Genomic DNA, 21,889 nt, shown 5'->3' with positions numbered 1-21,889 from the left:
GCGCCTACCGCTTCTTGGTGCGCGAGCGTTGGTGCGCGTCCTGGGTGAGGTTCCGCTGGGCGCGCTTGTGCTCGCGCTGCGCGGTGCCGCTCACCTGGCGCTCCCGGTGGGCCTGCTCCCGCTGGAGCTTCTCGAAGTTATCGAGCCGCTCCTGGGAGAGCCGGCCCGCCTCCACCTCGGCGCGCACCGCGCAGCCGGGCTCCCGCTGGTGGCGGCAGTCGGAGAAACGGCACCCCGCCGCCAGGGCCAGGACATCATCGAAGGCCTGCTGCACGCCCTCCTCTTCGCCCCACAGCCCGAGCTCGCGGACACCGGGCCCGTCGATGAGCAGGCCCCCGTGGGGCAGCAGGAAGAGCTCCCGGTGGGTGGTGGTGTGCCGCCCCTTGTTGTCCTCCACCCGGACGGACTGGGTGGCCAGCCGCTCCTCTTCCAGGAGCCGGTTGACGAGGGTGGACTTGCCCACGCCCGAGGAGCCGAGCAGGACGCCCGTCTTCCCAGGCGGAAGCCTCGCGCGCACCTCCTCCAACCCGGCGCCGGTTTGCGCGCTCAGGGGGAGCACGGAGACGCCCGGCGCCAGGGCGCGGACTTCCTCGACACGGGCGCTGGCGTCCTCGTGGAGATCCGCCTTGCTGAGCAGCACCACGGGCGTGGCCCCGCTCTTCCAGGCCACGGCGAGCGCCCGCTCGATGCGGCGCGGGTTGAAGTCCCCATCCAGCCCCGCCACCAGGAACACCACATCGAAGTTGGCGGCGATGAGCTGCCCCTCGTGCTCGCTGCCCGCCTCGCGCCGGACGAGGACGCTGCGGCGCGGGAGCACCGCCTGGAGCAGCGCCTCCCCTTGCCCCGCGGGCAAGGTCAACGCGACCCAATCCCCCACGGTGGGCAGCGCCTCGATGCCCGAGGCCTGGTGCAGGAGCCGGCCCGCGGTGCGCGCGAGGTAGAGCCGCTCGGCGGTTTGAACGGAGAGGAGCCCCCGGGCTTGCCGCACCACGCGGCCAGGGACGAGGGACAGCGGAGAAGCGGAGGTGAGCTGCGACAGTGCGAGGCCGAGTTCGGGGCCCCAGCCGAGAGACTCAAGAAGCATGGGAAGGATTCCGGGCAGAGCGGTGCCAGAGGCGCACCTGAGCATTCAGGGCGCCCAGCGGGGAGCAGTCACGCGCTGCGGCGGGCCTTCCGGGGCCCCCTACGCGGCCTGCATCCTCTGGGCGGACAGGCGTTCCATCGTGGCAAGGACAAGGGGCGGCATCATGATTTCCTCCACTCACTCGCTGGACACACCCACGGGACCGGACAGCCACGCCTACTCTACCCGGTAACTCTTCACGGCGCTGCTGAGCTGCTCGGAAATGATTTGCAGCGTGGTGGCCGCCTCGCCCGTGGAGCCGATGCGCGCCACCGTGTCGTCCATCATCTTCGACAGCTCGTTCACGGCCTGGTGGATCTGGTTGATGCCCACGTTCTGCTGATTCACCGCGGCGGCGATCTGCCGCACGGCCGCGGCGTTGTCCTGGACGATGCCGGACAGCTCGCGCAGGTTCTGGCCCGAGGTGCGCACCTGCGTCAGCCCTGACTCCATGCGCTCCGCGCCGCTCTCGGTGATGCGCACCGCGTCGCTCACCGAGGTGCTGATGTCATCGAGCAGCTCGCGCACCCGGCTGGTGGCCTGGATGGACTGGTCCGCCAGGGCCCGGATTTCGCGGGCCACCACGCCGAAGCCCTTGCCGTGCTCGCCGCTGCGCACCGCCTCGATGGCGGCGTTGAGCGCCAGCATGTTCGACTGGTCCGCCAGGTCCTTCACCGTCTGGGTAATCCCGCCGATCTGCTGCGTGCGCTCGCCCAGCTCGATGATCTTCTGGGCAATCTTGCCCACCTGGTTGCGGATGTCGTTCAGGCCCGCCATCGTCATCTCGATGGCGGCCTCGCCCGAGCGGGCCAGCTCGTCGGCGCGCTCGGCCACCGCCAGCACCGAGGCGGCCTTCTGCGAGGCCAGGAGGCTCGTCTGGCGGATTTCGTGCGCCGTCACCTGCGTCTCCTGGAGCGCGGCGGCCTGGCGCGAGACGGTCTGCGCCTGCTCGTTGGACGAGGCGTTGAGGTGGTCGGTGGACTGCTTGAGCGCCTCGGCGGCCTGCTGGAGGTTGATGGTCACCTCGCGCAGCTTCTCCACCACCTGGGAGAAGCTCTTGGCGAGCCGGCCCACCTCATCCCCGCTCGTCACCTGGATGGAGCGCGTCAGGTCCCCGGACTCGACGATGTGGGCGGCCACATCGGTCAGGTTCCGCAGGGGCCGCACGATGGTGCGCACGAACACCGCGGCCACCACCACGCTGCCCGCCACGAGCACCAGCGCCAGCAGGAGCATCTCCTGGGACAGCTGCGAGGCCTTCTTCCCCAGGGAGTCGCGCTGCACGCCCACGTGCACCACGCCCCGGTTGTCCACCAGGGGCACGGCGATGTCGAGCGCGTGCAGCCGCGCCTTGCCCGTGCCGAGCTCCACCTCCTGGATGCGCCGCTGCTCGGGCTCCTGCTCCAGCACGATGGGCTCCACGCGCGTGCTGGCGATCAGCTCCGCGGGGGGCATGCCCCGGAAGGTGTGCGCGAGGACGCGGCCCGTGGCGTCCGACACGTAGATGTAGCTCACCCCCTGCTGCACCTGGAACGACTCGATCAGGTTCTGCAGGGAGACGCTCTCCCCGGCGCTCCGGGCCTCCTGCTCGGCGGCCCGGGTGAGCCCCAGGGCGAGCGCGGCCCCCTCGCTCGCGTGCGCCACCACGAGGCTCTGGTGCAGCCTGCGCGTGGCCACCGTGGTGAGGATGACCGCCACGATGGCGCTGATCGCCCCGGTGACCAGGATGAACTTGACGGACAGGCCAAGCGAGAGACGGAACCGATTGGGCAATTTCACGGAAACACCGCGGGCACGTTCACGTTAAGCAGCAACCGGCTCATACCGCCTCTCCAAATCCCCCCCGCGGCCGGTCGAATGGACGCGTACAGCACTGCCGGATGAAGTCCGGCATGGCGGAGAGCGCGAGCGCCTGGGTGGTGGCCCCGAGATCCAACGCCGCCTTGGGCATGCCGAAGACCACGGAGGTGGCCTCGTCCTGGGCGCAGGTCACCCCACCCACCTGGTAGATGTCCAACAGCCCACGCGCGCCATCCTCTCCCATGCCCGTGAGCACCATGCCGCCTGCCCGGCTGCCGTACACGCGGGCCAGCGACGAGAGCAGCAGGTCCCCCGAGGGGCACGGCCCCCCGCGCGTCCGGCTGAGCCGGGCCACGCCGCCCTCCAGGGTGAGGTCATGCCCGTCGAGCGCGAAGTAGACCTTGCCCGGCTCCAGCCGCTCGCCCTCGTGGGCGATGGCCACCCCCAGGGTGGTGACCTGGCTGAGCCAGCGCACCATGCCCGGGGTGAAGCCCTCGGTGATGTGCTGGGCGACCACCACCGGCACGGGCAGCTCCTTGGGCAGGCGCGAGAGAATCTCCGCCAGCGCCGGCGGTCCCCCGGTGGAGGCCGCCAGCCCGAAGATGTCCACCCGCGCTCCCGTGGACGGGGGCGGCAGCGGCACATCCTTGCGCGCGCGGCGGGACACCACGGGCACCTCCGCCATGAGGCACACGGAGTTGACGAGCTCCCGGCCCCAGCGCCGCAGCTCCTCGCCCGACGTCACGTTGGGCTTGGCGATGAGCTCCAGCGCCCCGGCCCGGATGGCCTGGAAGGCCAGGTCCGCCCCGCGGTCCGCCACGGCACTCACCACGAGGATGCGCGCCGGCGCGTCCATCATGATGGCGGCGATGGCCCCGGGCCCGTCCAGCCCGGGCAACAGCAGGTCCATGGTGATGACGTCCGGCCGCAGCAGCCGGGCCAGCGACACGGCCCGGTTGCCATCGCCCGCGCGCCCAATCACTTCGATGCGCGAGTCCATGGTCAGCAGCGTGGCCATCGTATTGACCATGGTGGGCGAGTCATCCACCACCAGCACTCGAATGGGGCGCTTCATGGGCGTCCTCCGCGGCGGCTCATCACGTCGAGAACCTCGGCCAGCAACCGGCCCGAGGCACAGTCGCGCTTGCTCAGAAATCCATCCGCTCCCGCCACGCGGCCCCGGTCCCGGGCCGCCTCGTGGGTGGAGACGAGAATGATGGGCAGGTTGCGCGTCTCGGGGCGCTGCCGCATGCGGCGAATGAACTCCTCGCCATCCATCTCTTCCATCTCCAGGTCGCAGATGATGACATCGTAGGCATCCGTCAGCACCCGCTCCAGGGCCCGGGCGCCGCTGGAGGCCAGGTGCACGGTGAACCCACCGGCCTCCAGCATGGCCCGGTGCAGGGCGCGCGCGGTGAGCGAGTCGTCCACCACCAGGGCCCGGCGGCTCTGCGGGGCCACGGCGGACAGGGTGGCGGGCTCCAGCACCAGCCAGTTGGGGCGCAGGATGAGCATCAGCTCGCCGCGGCTCAGCGTGGCCGCGCCCTGGTAGGCGGGCACATCCCGCACCTCCGCGGGCAGCGGCCGGATGACCAGGTCTCTGTCACCCACCACCGAGTCCACCGCGAGCGCCACGCGCTTGCCACCGTTCTGGATGACCATGAGCGGCTGCCCCTCGGACGGCGGGGAGGCGGCGCGCAGGCCCAGCCGGGCGCCCAGGTCCACCACGGGGATGAGCTGTCCCTGGTATTCGAGCTGGGCGCGCCGCTTGCTCAAGCGCAGGGTGCTCATGCGCGTGAGCTGCGTGGCCTCCACCGCCAGCATGGGCAGGCCCATCATCTGGTCGAACACGCGCACCACCAGCACCGGCGAGCTGCCCAGCTCCACCGGCAGGGTGAGCATGAAGCGCGTGCCCTGGCCCAGGGTGCTGGCCACCTCGATGCGGCCCTGGAGCGACTCCACCGCGGCGCGCACCGCGTCGAGCCCCACGCCGCGCCCGGAGGTGTCCGTCACGTCCGCGCGGGTGCTGAAGCCCGGGCGGAAGATGAGGTCCCTCACCTGGTTGTCGTTCATCCGCACCAGCTCCTCGGCGGTGGCCAGCCCCCGGCTCTCGGCCACCTGGCGCACGCGCGCCACGTCGATGCCACGGCCGTCGTCGCTGGACTCCAGGAAGAGCAGGTTGCCCTGCTGCTCGATGCGCAGGGTGAGCGCCCCCTCGTGGTGCTTGCCGGTGCGCTCACGCTCGGCGGGGGACTCCAGGCCGTGGTCCACCGCGTTGCGCAGCAGGTGCACCAGCGCCCCGTTGAGCTTCTCCAGGAGCCGCCGGTCCAGCGACACCTCGGCCCCCACCACGGACAGCCGCGCCTCCTTGCGCAGCTGGCGGGACAAGTCCCGCACCATGCGCTGCAGCGGCTCGAGGATGGTGCGCACCGGCCGGGTGGTGATGGCCTTGAGCCCCTCCTCCAGCGCGTCGACGACGTCAGCCGTCTCCTCCCCATCGGAGCGCAGCGCCCGTCCCACGCCCGCGAGCAGCGTCCGGGCCTCGGCCGTCTCCGCCAGCAGGCCCTGCCGAGCCAGCAGCGCCACCGCCCGGTCCAGCTCGCGCGAGCGCTCCTCGGTGCGCAGACGCACCTCGCGCAGGCGCTCCACCTCGCGCATCAGCGCCGTCACCTGGCGCGTGCCCACCCGCCAGCCCGCGCCCTCGGAGTCCCCCGAGTGAAACTCGTCCCGGGGCAGCTCGGCCGGCCCCGTGCCTCCGCCTCCGCCCGTGGGCAGCGGCGCGGGCGTGGAGGCCGGCGGCTTGAGGGCCGGGGGCAAGGCGGCGGCGGGCACGGCGGCCGCGACGGGGCCCGGCGCGGCGGCCACCACCGCCACCGGAGGCGCGGCGGGGCTGGGCACCGCGGTGGCCAGCTCCGGCGGGGGGGCCACGGCGACGAGCTGGGCCAGGGCGATGGTGTAGTCCGGCAGCGCGTCCCCGCGCCCATCCGCGTGGGCCTGGACGCGCAGCATGAAGATGTCCAGGCCGTGCAGCAGCAGGTCCACCACCGCCCGCGGCATCTTCTGCGGATGCTCGCGCAGCGGCGCCAGCGCGTCCTCCAGCTTGTGGGCGATCTCGCTCAGGTCCTGCAGGCCCAGGCTCGCGGCGCTGCCCTTGAGCGTGTGCAGGTGGCGCCCCAGCCGCACGTAGGCCTTGTTCAGCGCATCGGCATCCAGCCCGTCCCGCTCCAGCTCGAGCAGGTCGATCGTCACCTTCTGACAGACTTCCTGGGCCTCGGCGGCAAAGCCCGAGACGAGACTTTGCAGGAGAGGATCAACGGCCATGACGCACTCCCGTTCCGGCCTTCACGAAGAGGCGGGGCGGATCGATGAGGTGAACGAGCTGCTGGTCGGTGTAGACCTCCAGGATGGCGCCCTCCGCCCGGGAGCGCGCCGCCTCCACCGCCGCCACGGGCAGGCTCGTGGGGCGCGGAATGGCCTCGCAGTCCAGCGCGCACAGCTCCCCATCGCCCCGGTCCACCACCAGCAGGACCGCGGGATCCTCCCGCCAGCCGTGGCCTCCCAGCAGGGACGCGAGGCTGAGGGCCGCGAGCACCTGCCCCTGGAAGCGCAGCACGCCGATGATGTGGGGCGTCGAGAGCGGCACGGGGGTCACCATCCGCAGCGGGAGCGCCGCGCGCAGCGCCTCGAGCGGCAGCGCATAGCGCTCCTCGCCCAGGGGGAACTCGGCCACCATGTAGACGGCCTCGTCCTGGGTGCTGTCGCCCTGCTCCTGCTCCCGGAGGCGCTCCGCGCGCCGCTCCAGGAGCCGGCGGAGCTCCTCCTCCTGGGCTTCATCCAGGGTCCTTGGAATCACCTTCATTCAGCGGCTCCCTGGTTCAGATAGGCGTCCGCCGACGCCTTGTAGAAGCGGGCGGGAAGACACTCGGGCCCCTCGACGAGCTGATCCGGGGGCAGCTTCGCCGCGCGGGCGTGCACGGCGCGCATGAGCGGGTAGGCGGCCGCGCGGGCCCCGTTGCGCTCGCGCAGCAGGGCCAGCTCCAGCAAGCCGGGCAGGTAGTCCGGGAACTGCCGCACCAGGGCCTCCAGCATGAGCGTGGCCCGGGGAACGTCGCCCTGCTCGATGCGCTCGAGCGCCTCCAGGTGGAACTGCGAGGGCGAGCGGGGCGGCTCGGGCGGGGGCAAGGCCACCGGAGGCGGCGTCATCCGCGGGTGCCCGGTGCGAACGGGCCGGGGCACGAGCGCCTTGGGAGGGACCAGGGGCGTCTCGGGGCGGTGGAAGGCCTGCAGCTCGGGGGGCCCCACGCGCACGAGCCCGTCCGGAACGCGGTCCACCTCCACGGTCCCCAAGAAGAGGTAGCCCCCGGGGGCCAACGCCCGGACGATGTGGCCGATGGCCACCTCGCGCGCCGCGGGCGTGAAGTAGGTGAGCACGTTGCGGCAGAGGATGAACTCGAAGAGCCCGAACAGATCCGGCAGCGGCCCCATCAGGTTGGTGACCGCGAAGGAGGTGACGCTGCGCACCCCCTCCAAGATGACCACCTCCCGCTCCCCCGTGGCGCGGTACAGCGGAAACAGGTGGGGGCCGGAGTCCCGCCGGGACCAGGCGCCATAGGTGGCGCGCCGGGCGTGGGCCAGGCTCGTCTCGTTGATGTCCGTGCCCAGCACCTCCACGGGCATGCCCGGCGGCGCGGACGCCAGCAGGCAGGACGCCAGCGAATAGGCCTCCTCCCCGGTGGCACACCCCGCGCTCCAGCCCCGCAGGCGCATCGGGTTGCGGCGCAGCACGCCGGGAACCCCGTCCCGGGCCACGAAGCGGAAGTGCTCCGGGTGCCGGTAGAAGTACGTCTCCCCCACCAGCGAGGAGCGCACGACGACCTGGGCGAAGGGCGACTCCGGGTTCTGCAGCTCGGTGAGCAGCTCCCCCAAGGAGCGCCCGCGCGCCAGCTCCGCGCGCACGACGCGCTCCAGGGACTCCGGGGCAATGGCGTCGTCCCGGAAACCTGTCCGCTCGGAGACCAGTTGCCGGGCCCGGGCAAACAGCAGTGGATCCATTCCCCCCGGCCCCGTCATGCGCCCTGTCCCACACCACCGGGCTTCAACAGCGTGGACAAGTCTTTCAACAGCTCCCGCGCGACGAAGACGCGCGGATCCAGGAGGGGAAGCGTCCGGCCTCCCCCCACCCGAAGCATGCCGATGAGCCCCTCCCTGAGGAGCCCATGCTCCACGCCGCCCAGGCGCCGGTCGATGTCCCCCGCGGGGAACTCCTCCGGGTCCTGCACCCGGTCCACGCACAGGGCCAGCGGCACGCCGTCCACGTGGATGATGACGAGCATCCGCTCGCGCACCGGCACGCGGTGCTCCATCTCCAGCCGGCGCGCCACGTCCAGCACGCACACCGCCGAGCCGCGCAGCTCCACGTACTCGCGCAGGTAGTCGGGCCCGGTGGGCAGGGGCCGCAGGGCCGGCTGCAGCAGCACCTCGCGCACCGAGTCCAGGGGCACGGCGAACTCCTGGTCCCCTGTCGTCATCCGCAGCACCAGCATCGCCCCGGCGCGCGTGCGCTTGCGGGCGTTCTCCAGCGCCTTGGCCACCGCGGACAGCAGATCCTCGGCGCGGAAGGGCTTGGCCAGGAACGCCTCCGCCCCCAGCCCCAGGCACGCCTCCGCGCGCGACTTCTCCGAGGAGATGATGATGACGGGGATGCTGGCGGTGGCCGCGGAGGCCTTCATCCGTTGGAGCACCTCGTCCCCGTCCATCTCCGGCATCGACAGGTCCAGCAGCACGGCCTCCGGCTGGAGCCGTCCCACCTTCTCGAGCGCCTCGCGGCCGTTGCTCGCGGTGTTCAGCGCGTAGTGGCCTGACAGGATGGCCCGCTCGAGCGCGAGAATGGCGTCGCTGTCATCGACGAGAAGGAGGGACGGGAGGCTCACGGGGCGGCTTGGGGCAGGTACTGACGGACCGTCTCGGTCAAATCGTGGTGGGACACCGGCTTCTGAATGAACGCATTGGCCCCGGCATCGGCGCCCCGCTGCCGCAGGTCTCCGCCCTTCTCCGCGGTCAGGAGAATCACGGGGATGCCGCGCACCTGGGGCATGGGATTGGCGCGCAGCTCCTTCACGAAGGTGATGCCATCCATGCCCGGCATGTTGATATCCGCGATCACGACACTCACCGGCACGAGCCGTAACAGCTGCAACGCCCGCGTCGCATCCTCCGCCTCGATGATGCTGAGCCGGAGGTTCATCAAGTAGATCTTGATGATGTTGCGGACGGTTGGGCTGTCATCCACCACCAGGATGTTGGCACTCACCCCACGGCTCCTCACGCGATGGCCGCCTACGGCCCCGCTGCAAACAGATGAGACTCTAGCGTGTCCGCTTCCGGGGGAGAAAGCACGCCCGGTCTTCATGAGACCGGGCGAGGGACAGAACGCCCGGCACTCCCCCCGTGCTTCCGTGCCCGGCCTACTCGTCCGCCGGGGCGGGCTTCGCCTCGGGCGGGTCATCCAGCGACGGGTCCACCGGCGGGGCCCCGATGGAGTGGTAGCCCCCATCCACGTGCACCTGCTCTCCGGTGGTGGACGGCATCCAATCCGACAACAGGGCACACGCGGTCCGGCCAACCGTCTCGTGGCTGTTGCGCGAGTCCCAGCCCAGCGGCGCCTGCCGGCCCCAGGCCTGCTCCAGGGACTTGAACCCCGGAATTCCCTTGGCGGCGATCGTATTCAGGGGCCCCGCGGCCAGGGCGTTGACCCGGATGCCCTTGGGGCCCAAGTCCCGCGCCAGGTAGCGAACGGTGGCCGCGAGCGCCGCTTTGCACACCCCCATCCAGTCGTAGATGGGCCATGCAACGTTGTTGTCAAAATCCAGTGTGATGATAGACCCACCCGAGGGCATGAGCGGGGCGACCGCCACCGCCAGCTCCTTCAGGGAGAAGGTGGAGACGCGAAACGCGGTCTGAACGCTCTCCCAGGGCGTGTTGAGGAAGTTGCCTCCCAGGGCATCCTCGGGAGCGAAGGCAATCGAATGCACGGCGCCATCCACCCGGCCCCACTTCTCCTTCAGCGAGGCCGTCAACGCCTTGAAATCCTCGGGCTTGTTCACGTCCAGCTCGAGGACTTCGGTGCCGGGCTTGAGGCGCTTGGCGCTGCGCTCCGTGAGCGAGCGGGCCCGGCCAAAGCCGGTCAAAATGATTTCCGCGCCCTGGGCCAGGGCATGCTCGGCGATGCCGTAGGCAATCGACTGGGGGGTCAAGACACCGGTGATGAGGATCTTCTTACCCTGCAGCAGCATGGGGGGCCTTTCACAAGGACAGATGAAGAGGGCGGGCGATCTACCACTCCTGCTGGCCGGGGGGCAGGGAAACCCCCAAGGGCCCTGAATGCCTCCCGAAATGTGAGACCCCAAGGGTTTTCGCCGGGAGCCCCGGCATGAAGTTGGGCTCACGTGGCGCATGACTCTTCCTGTTGCTTTATCCACGGCCCTTTCCGTTGTTTCCCGAAACGGGTGACAAATCGCTTCAAAAACCCCCCACCCGGGGCCCATCACCAGTAAAAGACCCTCTGCCATGGCGAATTTCCAGGACACGTACCTCTCCGGCGCCAACATCGACTTCATCGAAGGTCTCTACGCGCGCTACCTGCAGGATCCCTCCAGCGTGGATCCCAGCTGGCGCGACATCTTCGAGAAGAGCAATGGTGGGGGCCGCCCCATCTTCAGCAAGACGCTGCTGGAGGCGCCCGCCCCCGCGGCCGCGCCCCCCGGCAAGAACGGCAAACAGGCCGCCCCCGCCGCGGCCGTGACGCCCGCCGCCCCCGCGGCCAACGCCGCCGTGGCCACGCTCGCGCAGGACATGCGCCTGCAGTCGCGCGTGGACCACACCATCACCGCCTTCCGGCTCCGGGGCCACCTGCGCGCCAAGCTGGACCCGCTGGGCCGCCCCCGCCCGCCCCTGGAGCACGTGGCGGACATGCCCATGGTGGACGAGAACCACTTCTCCACCCAGGAGTTGGAGCAGAGCGTCGAGACGAGCAATGTCTTCCCCGGCGGTCGCGTGAAGGTGTCGCAGCTGCTGAGCCGGCTGCGCAGCACCTATGCCGGCTCCATCGGCGTGGAATTCATGCACATGCTCGACAGCGAGCGGCGCCGCTGGCTGCTCAAGCGCATGGAGCACAGCGAGAACCGCACCCCGTTCTCGCAGGAGGACCAGCGCCACATCCTCACCAAGCTCTCCTACGCCGAGGGCTTCGAGCACTTCCTGCACACCAAGTACGTGGGCGTGAAGCGCTTCAGCCTGGATGGCGGCGAGAGCCTCATCCCCATGATGGACGCCATCCTCGAGGTGGGCGGCGGCCTGGGGCTGCGGGAAGTCGTCATCGGCATGGCCCACCGCGGCCGCCTCAACGTGCTGACGAACATCCTGCACAAGAGCCCGGATCAGATTTTCAGCGAGTTCGAGGGCCCGGCCGACCCCAAGGCCTACATGGGGCGCGGCGACGTGAAGTACCACATGGGCTTCTCCTCGGACCACACCACCCGCGCGGGTATCAAGATCCACCTGTCGCTGGCCTTCAACCCCAGCCACCTGGAGGCGGTGGACCCGGTGGTGGAGGGGCGCGTGCGCGCCAAGCAGGACCGCGGCGGGGACACCGAGCGCACGCGGGTCATGCCGCTGCTCATCCACGGGGATGCGGCCTTCATGGGCCAGGGCGTCATCTCCGAGACGCTCAACCTCTCGCGCCTCAAGGGCTACGAGACGGGCGGCACGCTGCACATCGTCATCAACAACCAGGTGGGCTTCACCACCGATCCGCACGACTCGCGCTCCTCCATCTACGCCACCGCCATCGCGCAGATGCTGGACATTCCCGTGTTCCACGTGAACGGGGATGACCCGGAAGCGTGCGTGCACGTGGCGCGGCTGGTGGCCGAGTACCGCCAGGTGTTCAAGAGCGACGTCGTCATCGATCTCATCTGCTACCGCCGCTACGGCCACAACGAGGGGGACGACCCCTCCTTCACCCAGCCGGGCATGTACGAGCTCATCCGCAAGCAGTCCACGGTGCGCACGGTCTACGCCCAGTCGCTCGCCGAGACCGGCCGCATCCCCGCCGCGGAGTCCGAGAACATCAAGCAGCGCTGCCTCAAGGACTTCGACGAGGCGCTCACCCGCATCAAGCAGGCCCGCCAGTTCAAGGAGCCCAGCGCCCTGGAGGGCCTGTGGCAGCCCTACAAGGGCGGCTCCTACACCCAGGCGCCGCAGGTGGCCACCGCGGTGGACAAGGCCCAGCTGCGCGAGGCCCTGCGCAAGCTGTCCGTGGCGCCCGAGGGCTTCAACGTGCACCCTATCGTCGAGCGCACGGTGCTCAAGAAGCGCCAGGCCATGCTGGAGAGCGAGGAGCTGCTCTGGAGCGAGGGCGAGGCGCTCGCCTACGCGACGCTCCTGAGCGCGGGCCACACGGTGCGCCTGTCCGGCCAGGACAGCGAGCGCGGCACCTTCAGCCACCGCCACGCGGTGCTGCACGACGTGAAGACGGGCGGGCGCTTCGTGCCGCTGTCCCAGTTCCCCACCGGCCGCGCCTCCTTCCAGGTCTTCAACAGCCCCCTGTCCGAGATGGGCGTGATGGGCTTCGAGTACGGCTACAGCCTGGACGTGCCGGACGGCCTCACCCTGTGGGAGGGCCAGTTCGGTGACTTCGCCAACGGCGCGCAGATCATCATCGACCAGTTCATCGCCGCCGGTGAGAGCAAGTGGCGCCGGCTGTCCGGGCTCACGCTGCTCCTGCCCCACGGCTACGAGGGCCAGGGCCCGGAGCACTCCAGCGCCCGCCTGGAGCGCTTCCTGAGCCTGTGCGCCGAGGACAACCTCCAGGTCTGCTACCCCACCACCCCCGCGCAGATCTTCCACCTGCTGCGCCGCCAGGTGGTGCGCCCCTACCGCAAGCCGCTCGTCGTCATGTCGCCCAAGAGCCTGCTGCGCCGCCCCGAGGCGGTGAGCAAGCTGGACGAGCTGGCCACCGGCCAGTTCCAGGAAGTCATTCCCGACCGCGCGGAGCTCGCCCCCGAGGGCGTGACGCGGCTGCTGCTGTGCTCCGGCAAGGTCTACTACGATTTGGTCAAGGCCCGGGACGAGCAGCAGGTCCGCAACGTGGCCATCGTCCGCCTGGAGCAGCTCTACCCGTTCCCGTTCGAGGCGGTGTCCCGCCTCGTGGCCCGCTTCCCGAAGCTCACCGAGCTGTACTGGGTGCAGGAAGAGCCGCGCAACGCGGGCGGCTGGTATTTCATGTTCCCCCGCCTCCACGACGTGGCATCTTCCCATGCCACCGGTCCAGTGAAGGTGGGCTACATCGGGCGGGCGGAAGCCGCCAGCCCCGCCACCGGCTTCACGAAGACGCACGACTACGAGCAGAACCTCATCGTCGAGGAAGCCATCCTCCGAGGAACCAAGAATGGCCGTTGAACTGAAAGTCCCGCCCCTGGGCGAATCCATCACCGAAGCCGTCATCAGCAAGTGGAACAAGAAGCAGGGTGAGAGCGTCGCCGCGGACGAGCCGCTCGTCGTCCTGGAGACGGACAAGGTCACCATCGACGTGCCCGCCCCGGCCGCCGGCGCCCTGGCCAGCCTCGCCTTCAAGGAGGGGGATAAGGTCCGCGTGGGCGAGGTGCTGGGCACCATCGAGGCCGGAGGCGCCGCCGCCGCCGCCCCCAAGCCTGCCGCCGCGGCTCCGGCTCCCGCCGCCGCCCCGGCCGCGTCCGAGGCCCCGGCCTCGGAGGCCCGCTCCACGCCCACCGCGCGCAAGGTGGCCGAGGCCAACAACGTGGACCTGGCCCAGCTCCAGGGCTCTGGCACCGCGGGCCGCATCACCAAGGACGACGTGCTCGGCCAGCTCAACAAGAGCACGCCGGCGCCTGCCCCCTCGGGCCCGCGCGCCAACGCCGCCCGCGAGGAGCGCGTGCGGATGACGCCGCTGCGCAAGCGCGTGGCCGAGCGCCTCATTCAGGCCCAGTCCACCGCCGCCATCCTCACCACCTTCAACGAGGTGGACATGGGCGAGGCCATGGCGCTGCGCAAGAAGTACAACGACAAGTTCCAGGCCAAGCACGGCGTGAAGCTGGGCTTCATGAGCCTGTTCGTGCGCGCCTCCATCGAGGCCCTGAAGACCTTCCCGCAGATCAACGCGGAGATCGACGGCGAGGAGGTCGTCTTCAAGAAGTACTACGACATCGGCGTGGCGGTGTCCGGCTCGCGCGGCCTGGTGGTCCCCGTCGTCCGGGACGCGGACACGCTGTCGCTGGCGGAGCTGGAGAAGCGCATCGGCGACTACGGCACGCGCGCGCGCAATGACAAGCTGACCCTGGCGGAGCTGCAGGGCGGCACCTTCACCATCTCCAACGGCGGCGTCTTCGGCTCCATGCTGTCCACGCCCATCCTCAACCCGCCGCAGACGGGCATCCTGGGGATGCACAACATCGTCGAGCGCGCCGTGGTGAAGGATGGCCAGATCGTCATCCGCCCCATCATGTACGTGGCGCTCTCGTACGATCACCGCCTGGTGGATGGCCGCGAGGCTGTACAATTCCTCGTACGCATCAAAGAGTGCATCGAGAACCCCGAGCGCCTGTTGCTGGAAGTCTGACGGCCTGGACTTGCGGTCCGCTCCCCCACTAAAACCGGGGGTCTCCCGGTAGTCGGGGGGGCAGAAGAACCCGGGTGGCCCCAGGGCCACCCGTTCAAGAGGACGCAACATGGCAACCGGTACCGTGAAGTGGTTCAACGACGCGAAGGGCTTCGGTTTCATCACGCAGGACGGCGGTGGCGAGGACGTGTTCTGCCACCACACCGCCATCAACATGGACGGCTTCCGCACCCTCCAGGAGGGGCAGAAGGTCCAGTTCGAGGTGGCCCGCGGCCCCAAGGGCCTGCAGGCCCAGAACGTGCGCGCTGCCTGAGCGCCCTCTGAGCCACTCCTCACGGACTGGCGCATGAGCCGAGGCCCGGTGCCCTTCGCGGGAGCCGGGCCTCTCTCTTTTCCAAGGCTACAGGTGCTTCTGGAAGTAGCCCAGCACCCACTCATTCTGGCGCTGGGTGACGAGCGGATCCGGCACCATGTGCGTCAGCCCGCTGAGCGGCAGCAGGTCATGCGGCTTGCCCGCCCGGAACAGCGCATCCGAGAGCTTGAGCGTGTGGAAGAAGTACACGTTGTCGTCCGCGGTGCCGTGCACGAGCAGCAGCGGCCGCATGGGCTTGCTCATGTCCTTGGCGTAGGTGAGCAGGGAGCTCTTCTCGTAGGCCTCGGGGTGCTCCTGGGGCAGCCCCAGGTAGCGCTCGGTGTAGTGGGTGTCGTAGTCCAGCCAGTCCACCACGGGCGCGCCGGACACGGCGGCCTTGAAGACATCCGGCCGCTTGAGCACGGCGAGCGCGGCCATGTAGCCCCCGAAGCTCCAGCCCTCGATGCCCACGCGGTTGAGATCCAACTCGGGCACCTTCTCCGCCAGGGCGCGCAGGGCCGTGACCTGGTCATCGAGCGTCACGGTGGCGAAGTCGTACTTCACCTGGCGCTCCCACGCGGCAGTGCGCAGGGGGGTGCCGCGCCCGTCGATCTTCACGACGAGGAAGCCCTTGTCCGCCAGCCACTGGTTGAGCAGGTTCTCCGCCATGCTGTGGCGCACCACGGTGGTGGTGGGGCCCGCGTACACCTTGAGGACGACGGGCAGCTTCACCCCGGCCTTCATCTCCTTGGGGCGGATGACGGAGGCGTGGAAGCCCTCCGGGCCCACCTGGAAGAACTGGGCCTTCGGGGTGAAGGAGGGCTCCACCGCCACCGAGGGCAGCTCGCCCACGCGGGTGCCGTCCGCGCGCAGCACGTAGTAGCGCGGCATGGAGGTGTCCGACTGGGACTGCGTCACCAGCAGCCCGCCCTGCTTGGAGACGGTCACCGCCATCTCGTTGGCCGGGCCCGCCGCCACGCCCGTGGCGAGCTTCTCGGGCGCGCCGCCGTCCTTCACCCGCCAGACATAGGACTCGGTGGGGTTGGCCTCCCCGTTGAAGAAGAGCGTGCGGTCCGCATCCACGACGCGAACCAGGGCGCGGAGGCCCGCCTCGGGCTTCACCCAGGAGCGCGCGAGGCTGCCGTCCGCGTTGCGCAGCTCCACCTCTGGCCCGCCATTGCGCTCGGTGTACCAGAGGAAGCCACTGCCATCCTCGAGCCACCGGGGGAAGTCCTGGTCCAGGTTGAGCCAGGCGGAGTCCTTCTCCGTGAGCAGCAGGCGCGTCTTCCCGGTGGCCGGGTCCACGGCGAGCAGCTGCTGCTCGGTCTGCGTCCGGCTCTGCACCAGCACCGTCAGCGGCCCGCCCTTCTGCCACGCCACCGTGGCCAGGTACGGGTACGCCTTCGCGTCCCAGGCCACCCACACCGGCTTGCCCCCGGCGGCGGGGGTAACGCCCAGCCGCACCACGGCGTTGTTCTTGCCGGGCCGGGGGTAGGCGAAGATGTTCCCCCCGCGCTCGGGGTGCATCACGTCCACGATGGTGAGCTTCTCCACGGATGAGGTGTCGGCCTCGGCGTAGGCGATGAACTTCGCGTCCGGGCTCCACCAATAGCCGGAGAAGCGGTGCATCTCCTCCTGGGCGACGAACTCCGCCAGCCCGTGCGTCTTCTCGGGCGAGCCCCCCTGGGTGACGCGCTGCTCCTTGTTGGTGGCGAGCACGACGCGGAACACGTCGTTGTTCCGCACGTAGGCCACCTGCTTGCCGTCCGGGGAGAAGTGCGGGTCGATGATGCCGATGCCCGTCTTCAGCTCCACCACCTTCCCGGTGGTGCGCTCGAACACGTAGAGCTTGCCGGAGAGCCCCACCAGGATGCGCTCGCCGTCCTGGGACAGCTCATAGCTGGTGAAGCCCCGGGCACTCACCCGCATGCGCTCGCGCCGGGCGGCCTCCTCCACGGAGAGCGTCTCCTCGACGCCCTTGAGGAGCACCTCGGGGGTGAGCAGCTCCTTCGTCGTGCCTGTCGCCACGTCGAAGGCGAACAGCGTCTGCGTGGAGGACTTCGGCTGGGCGCGCAGGAACAGCACCGTCTTCTCGTCGGGCGTGATGCGCGGTTTGACGGGACGGCCGCTCATGAAGCGGCGCGTCTCGGAATATTGCTGCAGGAAGGGATCGATCTTCCGGTCGGACATGGGCGTCGAGGGGGTCTGGGCGGAAACGGAGAGGCTCACGAGCAAGAGCGCGGCGGCGAGTGGGCGCATGCGCCGGAGCCTACCTCCCGGCGCCGCGCATCCCGAGGGAAAGCGCGGGCCCGGGAGGCCAGTGCCCAACATTCCGCCGCTACGGCGTGTCCGAGAACACCAGGGAGAACGGGTACCGCTCGGAATCCCTCAGGTCCGGATCATAGGGGCCCGTGGGCAGGACGGTCACGATGAGCGTCCGGCGCTGATCCACCGGGAACTGCAGGGGCTTCGCACCGGCCGACAGGTTCAGGACCTCTCCATCGGAATCAGGGGTCAGTCCGGGCACCGCCTGGACGACGAAGTGCCGCCGCGCATCAGTGGGGGCCTTCAAGGAGACGTACAGCCCGGATGTCCCCCCCGTCAGCTCGATGTAGCTCGTGCCGAGCATCATCGGCGCGTTCTCCTGGATGGAGACCGTCGTCCCGGGCTTTGCCTCCTGCCGGGCAGCGATGGCGAGCTTGGCCTGCTTGAGGTTGTCGAGCCCGTCCTTGAAGTGCCGGAAGTGGCGGTCATCCACGTGGTCGCCGGTGTACCAGCGCCAGCGTGAGAACTCGGGAACCGTCGCCACGTAGCTCGACTGGAACCCGGCCAGCATCCCATCGAGCGCATCGGTGAAGTCGGGCTCGTTGAGCGTCTGGTCCTCGCCCGCCCCGGGAGGGTTCCGGGACGCCAGCCAGATGCGCGACAGGAACCGGGCATCTCCCCCGAAGAAACGGTCCTTCAGGTAGAGCAGGTACATGGACGAGCCGTACATGTACCAGGTCTCGTAGTCGTCGTAGTAGTCGAGCGCCCAGTCCGGGTGCGCCTGGAAGTCGTCGAAGTAGGTCTTGATGTAGCGGTTGGCGTACACCTGATCCGTGAAGACGGCGGACATCTCGAAGGTGATGGGGGACTCGTACCAGTCGTCCGCGGCCTGAGAGGCGTGGGCCATCTCATGGACGACGGTTTCCTCCAGCTCGGCCCCGCCATACGGCCCCCAGGGGTCCACCACCATGAAGCCGCGGCGGTCATCCCACGCGGTGGTGTCATCGCCCGACAGGACGTTGACGAGGCAGCTGCGGTGCCCCTTCCACACGAAGACGTCGAAGGCCTCGTCGGGGCCGCACTCGCCGGCATCCGTGAGCGGTTGGCGCATGCCGAGCTGGTTGACGTGGTAGTCCCAGCCCTTCTCGACGAACTGGAGCACCTGCTCGGCCGTCTCCCGCTCGGATTCCTTGTAGTAGTGGACGAGCACCGGCAGCGACGAGGAGCGAAGGGAGAAGGGGAACATCTGATTGAAATCAGAGCGCCCACAGATGGCCTCCCCTTCGGCCAGCGGGTGCTGATAGTCCTCAGGAGGCTTGGGGTCCTCGTCTCCACACGCGAGGAGACTCAAGCCCAGCGACAGACTCACCCAGGACTTCTTGAAACCACGGCCAAACCCCATGTTTGTTCCTCCCAAAGGACGCATCTTTTCCGAACTGGAAACGGCCGTCGAGAGACCGCCGGGCAGAGAGGATGTCCGGCGTGGATCCTGAAAAGTTGGTGCACATGAGACTCGCGGGCGTCATCCGCCTGGCCCTGGCCGGGGGCCGGGGGCCCAGGGACGCGTGGGTCTTCGATCCCCACCGGCTCGCCCTGCCCTGCTGGGCATACACGTTGGGGACCACGGTTCCTCCGGCGCTCTTGGTAACCCTGGACCGGCACCTCGATCTGGTGCCTCCCCAGCACCCGGAAGCCGTGCCCGACCGGACGGCGGGCCTCCGCGCGCTGGATGAACATGCGCGATGGTCCCTGGACGTGCGCAACTACGATCACATCCTCGCGGCCATGGAGGCAGGGCTGGTGGGAGATGCGCTCCTGATTGCCCGGGCCCGCCCCCGGGGGGCCTTCGCGGAGAGCCTCTATAAGGATACGCGCGGCAGGGAGCACCGGCTGGTGGCGGTGCCCACGGTGGACCGGGCGGCGGAGGCCTTCCTGTCGCCCGCGCCGGGCGACGCGGTCCGGGACGTGCTGGAGCGGACGGAGCGGGTGCTGCTGGACGTGGACCTGGATTGCTTCACCTCGCCCAGCGACGCGGACCCAACGACGGTGCTGCCCTGGCCCCGCGACATCATCCGGGAGTTCCTGCTGCCCGAGGGCTCCGGTCCCTTCTGGGACGCGGTGCTGGAGAAGACCGTGGCGCTCACGCTGGCCCGGGAGCCCCACCACTGCGGGGGGCTGCTGGCCTCGGGGGAGCTGTTCCGGGACGTCGCCGAGGTGCTGTTCCGCGAGCTGCTCCACGCCACGCCTCCCTGATTTCGCTATCCGTCGCCCCCAACCTGCCCGGCGGTGGCACGAGGGAGCAAGCCCTCTGCCCTCCTCTGCCTCAGGTGCTACCGCGCTCGGATTGCATCCGCTGCCCTGCGTCCTCATCTCCGAAGCAGTCCCTCTGTGATGAACCAGGAGCGAGCGCACATGGCCACCTCAGACATGCCGTACCGGGTCCTCGGCAGCACCGGCGAGAAGGTCTCGGCCATTGGCCTCGGTGGCTGGCACCTGTCCATTCCCGGCGTGGACGAGAAGCTCGCCCACCGCATCGTCCGCAGCGCCATCGATGGCGGCATCAACTTCATGGACAACTCGTGGGACTACAACGACGGCATGAGCGAGCTGCGCATGGGCAAGGCGCTCCAGGACGGCTACCGGAAGAAGGTCTTCCTGATGACCAAGATCGACGGCCGCTCCAAGAAGGAGGCCCTGCGCCAGCTGGAGCAGTCCCTGGAGCGGCTCCAGACCGACTGCATCGATCTCGTGCAGCACCATGAAATCATCCGCTACGAGGACCCCGACCGCGTCTTCGCCGAGGACGGCGCGCACGCCGCGCTGCTCGAAGCCCAGAAGGCCGGCAAGCTGCGCTACATCGGCTTCACCGGCCACAAGGATCCTCGCATCCACCTCTACATGCTGGAGGTGGCCCGGCAGAACGGCGTCAAGTTCGACGCGGTGCAGCTGCCGCTCAACCTCATGGACGCGCACTTCCGCAGCTTCTCGAAGCTCGTGGTGCCCGAGCTCGTCCAGGAGGGCATCGGCATCCTCGCCATGAAGACCCTCGCCAACGGCTCCCTGCTCCGCTCCAAGACGGTGACCCCCATCGAGTGTCTCCACTACGCCCTCCACCTGCCCACCTCGGTCGTCATCACCGGCGTGGACAAGATGGAGATCCTCGACCAGGCCTTCGAGGCGGCCCGCACCTTCAAGCCCTTCACCGGCGAGCAGCTCCAGGCGCTGCTGGCCAAGACCGCCCAGGCCGCGGCCCGGGGCGAGTTCGAGCCCTTCAAGACCTCCTCCATCCACGACGGCACGGCCCTCAACCCCAAGTGGCTCGGAGAGGAGCCCGAGCGCCTGCAGGCCCTCATCCCCGGCTGAGCCCGCGGCCCGCGCCCGGCCGAGACGTCCAGCCCTCCTGAGCTGGAGGCCCAAGGCGGGTAAATAACGACCCGCCTCTCCCTGAAAAGCTCGGGGGCCGAGCAACTTTTTCTCGGCGCTTGCGAGAACCCAGGTGCCTCTCCTCTCGCAGCATCTTCTCCGGAGCTTTCCTCCCGTGAGCACCTACTCCGTTCGCAACGGCGACACGCTGTCGGCCATCGCCCAGAGATACAACACCACGGTCAGCAAGCTCGCCCAGGACAACGGCATCAGCAACCCCAACCGCATCTACGCCGGGCAGAAGCTGAACGTGTCCGGCAGCGCCAGCGCGGGCCGTCCCGCCGCGGCGTCCGCCCAGCAGTACACGGTGCGCTCGGGTGACACCCTGAGCGGCATTGCCCAGCGGTTCGGCACCACCACGGGTGCGTTGGCCAAGGCCAACAACATCAGCAACCCCAACCGCATCTATGCCGGGCAGAAGCTCTCCATTCCAGGCGCGGGCGCGGCCCAGCCCGCCCCGGCCCCGGCGCCCTCCTCCCAGCAGTACACGGTGCGCTCGGGCGACACCCTGAGCGGCATTGCCCAGCGCTACGGCACCACCACGGGCGCGCTGGCCAAGGCCAACAACATCAGCAACCCCAACCTCATCCAGGTCGGGCAGAAGCTCACCATCCCGGGCGGCGCCCGGCCCGGCCCCCAGGACGGCTTTGATCCGCCGGCCACCGGCGGCAAGCCCCCCACGGGGCCCGTCACCGGCCCCAGCAACGGCGGGGACGTCAAGGGCGGCGTGTCGCTCGCGCAGCTGCGCAAGATCATGCCCAACCTGTCGCAGGCCAAGGCGGAGCAGTACCTGCCGCACCTCAACCGCGCCATGGCCGAGGCGAACATCAACACCCCCAAGCGCCAGGCCGCCTTCCTCGCGCAGCTCGCCCACGAGAGCGGCGAGTTCCGCTACATGGAGGAGATCGCCTCCGGCGCCGCCTACGAGGGCCGCAGGGACCTGGGCAACACGCAGCCGGGCGACGGCGTGCGCTTCAAGGGCCGCGGCCCCATCCAGCTCACCGGCCGCTCCAACTACCGCGCCGCGGGCCAGGCGCTGGGCATCGACCTGGAGAACAACCCGAAGCGCGCCGCGGATCCGGACGTGGGCTTCCGCACCGCCGCCTGGTTCTGGAACAGCCGCAACCTCAACAGCTACGCGGACGCGGGCAACTTCCGCGAAGTCACCCGCCGCGTCAACGGCGGCTACAACGGGCTCGCCAGCCGCGAGGCCTACTACCAGCGCGCCCTCAACGTGCTGTGAAGTCCGCCCCCGGCGAAGCCGGGGCTCGCGGCACCCACCTCACCCCCG

General features: G+C 69.7%; 17 protein-coding genes. 6 read left to right on the top strand and 11 right to left on the bottom strand.

Annotated features, from left to right (window positions below):
• Window positions 1-4: 4 nt before the first annotated feature.
• The 9 genes from rsgA to fabI all read right to left on the bottom strand — a co-directional run bounded on the left by rsgA (window position 5) and on the right by fabI (window position 10,215).
• Entirely contained in the window at window positions 5-1,084 is a 1,080-nt protein-coding gene (gene rsgA / locus KY661_RS04360) for a ribosome small subunit-dependent GTPase A (protein WP_225408973.1), read from the bottom strand.
• Window positions 1,085-1,300: 216 nt separating this feature from the next.
• Window positions 1,301-2,902 carry a methyl-accepting chemotaxis protein gene (locus KY661_RS04355; protein WP_225408972.1) on the bottom strand — a complete coding sequence of 534 codons (1,602 nt, stop codon included), beginning with the start codon at window positions 2,900-2,902 and terminating at the stop codon, window positions 1,301-1,303.
• A gap of 40 nt (window positions 2,903-2,942) precedes the next feature.
• Window positions 2,943-3,998 (bottom strand): chemotaxis protein CheB, encoded by a 1,056-nt coding sequence (locus KY661_RS04350; RefSeq protein ID WP_093525565.1) that lies wholly within the window; start codon window positions 3,996-3,998, stop codon window positions 2,943-2,945.
• The gene (locus KY661_RS04345) at window positions 3,995-6,244 is read right to left on the bottom strand and encodes a hybrid sensor histidine kinase/response regulator (RefSeq protein ID WP_225408971.1); all 2,250 of its coding nucleotides are present in this window, start codon (window positions 6,242-6,244) and stop codon (window positions 3,995-3,997) included. The genes KY661_RS04350 and KY661_RS04345 overlap by 4 nt, the downstream gene beginning before the upstream one ends.
• Complete coding sequence (locus tag KY661_RS04340; protein WP_075007467.1) at window positions 6,234-6,782, bottom strand: chemotaxis protein CheW; 549 nt, start codon at window positions 6,780-6,782, stop codon at window positions 6,234-6,236. Before KY661_RS04340 ends, KY661_RS04345 begins: the two co-directional genes overlap by 11 nt.
• The gene (locus KY661_RS04335) at window positions 6,779-7,993 is read right to left on the bottom strand and encodes a CheR family methyltransferase (protein WP_225408970.1); all 1,215 of its coding nucleotides are present in this window, start codon (window positions 7,991-7,993) and stop codon (window positions 6,779-6,781) included. Before KY661_RS04335 ends, KY661_RS04340 begins: the two co-directional genes overlap by 4 nt.
• Window positions 7,990-8,853 carry a response regulator gene (locus KY661_RS04330; RefSeq protein ID WP_225408969.1) on the bottom strand — a complete coding sequence of 288 codons (864 nt, stop codon included), beginning with the start codon at window positions 8,851-8,853 and terminating at the stop codon, window positions 7,990-7,992. The genes KY661_RS04335 and KY661_RS04330 overlap by 4 nt, the downstream gene beginning before the upstream one ends.
• The gene (locus KY661_RS04325; RefSeq protein WP_075007464.1) at window positions 8,850-9,233 is read right to left on the bottom strand and encodes a response regulator; all 384 of its coding nucleotides are present in this window, start codon (window positions 9,231-9,233) and stop codon (window positions 8,850-8,852) included. The genes KY661_RS04330 and KY661_RS04325 overlap by 4 nt, the downstream gene beginning before the upstream one ends.
• A gap of 154 nt (window positions 9,234-9,387) precedes the next feature.
• The gene (gene fabI / locus KY661_RS04320; protein WP_225408968.1) at window positions 9,388-10,215 is read right to left on the bottom strand and encodes an enoyl-ACP reductase FabI; all 828 of its coding nucleotides are present in this window, start codon (window positions 10,213-10,215) and stop codon (window positions 9,388-9,390) included.
• A 274-nt stretch (window positions 10,216-10,489) separates the two neighbouring features.
• Between fabI and KY661_RS04315 the strand changes: the two genes are divergently transcribed.
• The 3 genes from KY661_RS04315 (at window position 10,490) to KY661_RS04305 (ending at window position 14,871) form a co-directional block, all read left to right on the top strand.
• Window positions 10,490-13,381, top strand: coding sequence for a 2-oxoglutarate dehydrogenase E1 component (locus KY661_RS04315; protein ID WP_225408967.1), 2,892 nt, complete (start codon window positions 10,490-10,492; stop codon window positions 13,379-13,381).
• Window positions 13,371-14,558 (top strand): 2-oxoglutarate dehydrogenase complex dihydrolipoyllysine-residue succinyltransferase, encoded by a 1,188-nt coding sequence (gene odhB / locus KY661_RS04310; RefSeq protein WP_225408966.1) that lies wholly within the window; start codon window positions 13,371-13,373, stop codon window positions 14,556-14,558. The genes KY661_RS04315 and odhB overlap by 11 nt, the downstream gene beginning before the upstream one ends.
• Before the next feature lie 109 nt (window positions 14,559-14,667).
• Window positions 14,668-14,871 (top strand): cold-shock protein, encoded by a 204-nt coding sequence (locus KY661_RS04305; RefSeq protein WP_075007460.1) that lies wholly within the window; start codon window positions 14,668-14,670, stop codon window positions 14,869-14,871.
• A gap of 87 nt (window positions 14,872-14,958) precedes the next feature.
• Here KY661_RS04305 and KY661_RS04300 read toward each other — a convergent pair whose 3' ends face one another.
• Both KY661_RS04300 and KY661_RS04295 read right to left on the bottom strand, forming a co-directional pair.
• Window positions 14,959-17,169 (bottom strand): S9 family peptidase, encoded by a 2,211-nt coding sequence (locus tag KY661_RS04300; protein WP_225408965.1) that lies wholly within the window; start codon window positions 17,167-17,169, stop codon window positions 14,959-14,961.
• Between the two features lie 79 nt (window positions 17,170-17,248).
• Window positions 17,249-18,577 carry a hypothetical protein gene (locus KY661_RS04295; protein WP_225408964.1) on the bottom strand — a complete coding sequence of 443 codons (1,329 nt, stop codon included), beginning with the start codon at window positions 18,575-18,577 and terminating at the stop codon, window positions 17,249-17,251.
• Window positions 18,578-18,681: 104 nt separating this feature from the next.
• Between KY661_RS04295 and KY661_RS04290 the strand changes: the two genes are divergently transcribed.
• From KY661_RS04290 to KY661_RS04280, 3 genes are all read left to right on the top strand, one after another.
• Window positions 18,682-19,428 (top strand): UPF0489 family protein, encoded by a 747-nt coding sequence (locus tag KY661_RS04290; RefSeq protein WP_225408963.1) that lies wholly within the window; start codon window positions 18,682-18,684, stop codon window positions 19,426-19,428.
• 159 nt (window positions 19,429-19,587) lie between these two features.
• Window positions 19,588-20,538, top strand: a complete 951-nt coding sequence (locus KY661_RS04285; protein WP_225408962.1) for an aldo/keto reductase — start codon at window positions 19,588-19,590, stop codon at window positions 20,536-20,538.
• A gap of 175 nt (window positions 20,539-20,713) precedes the next feature.
• Window positions 20,714-21,841 (top strand): LysM peptidoglycan-binding domain-containing protein, encoded by a 1,128-nt coding sequence (locus KY661_RS04280; protein WP_225408961.1) that lies wholly within the window; start codon window positions 20,714-20,716, stop codon window positions 21,839-21,841.
• The last annotated feature ends 48 nt before the right edge of the window (window positions 21,842-21,889 follow it).

The organism is Allostigmatella hybrida (assembly GCF_020103775.1).
In the GTDB taxonomy this organism is placed as follows: Bacteria; Myxococcota; Myxococcia; order Myxococcales; family Myxococcaceae; genus Hyalangium; species Hyalangium aurantiaca.
This window is presented reverse-complemented; position numbering and strand designations above follow the sequence as displayed.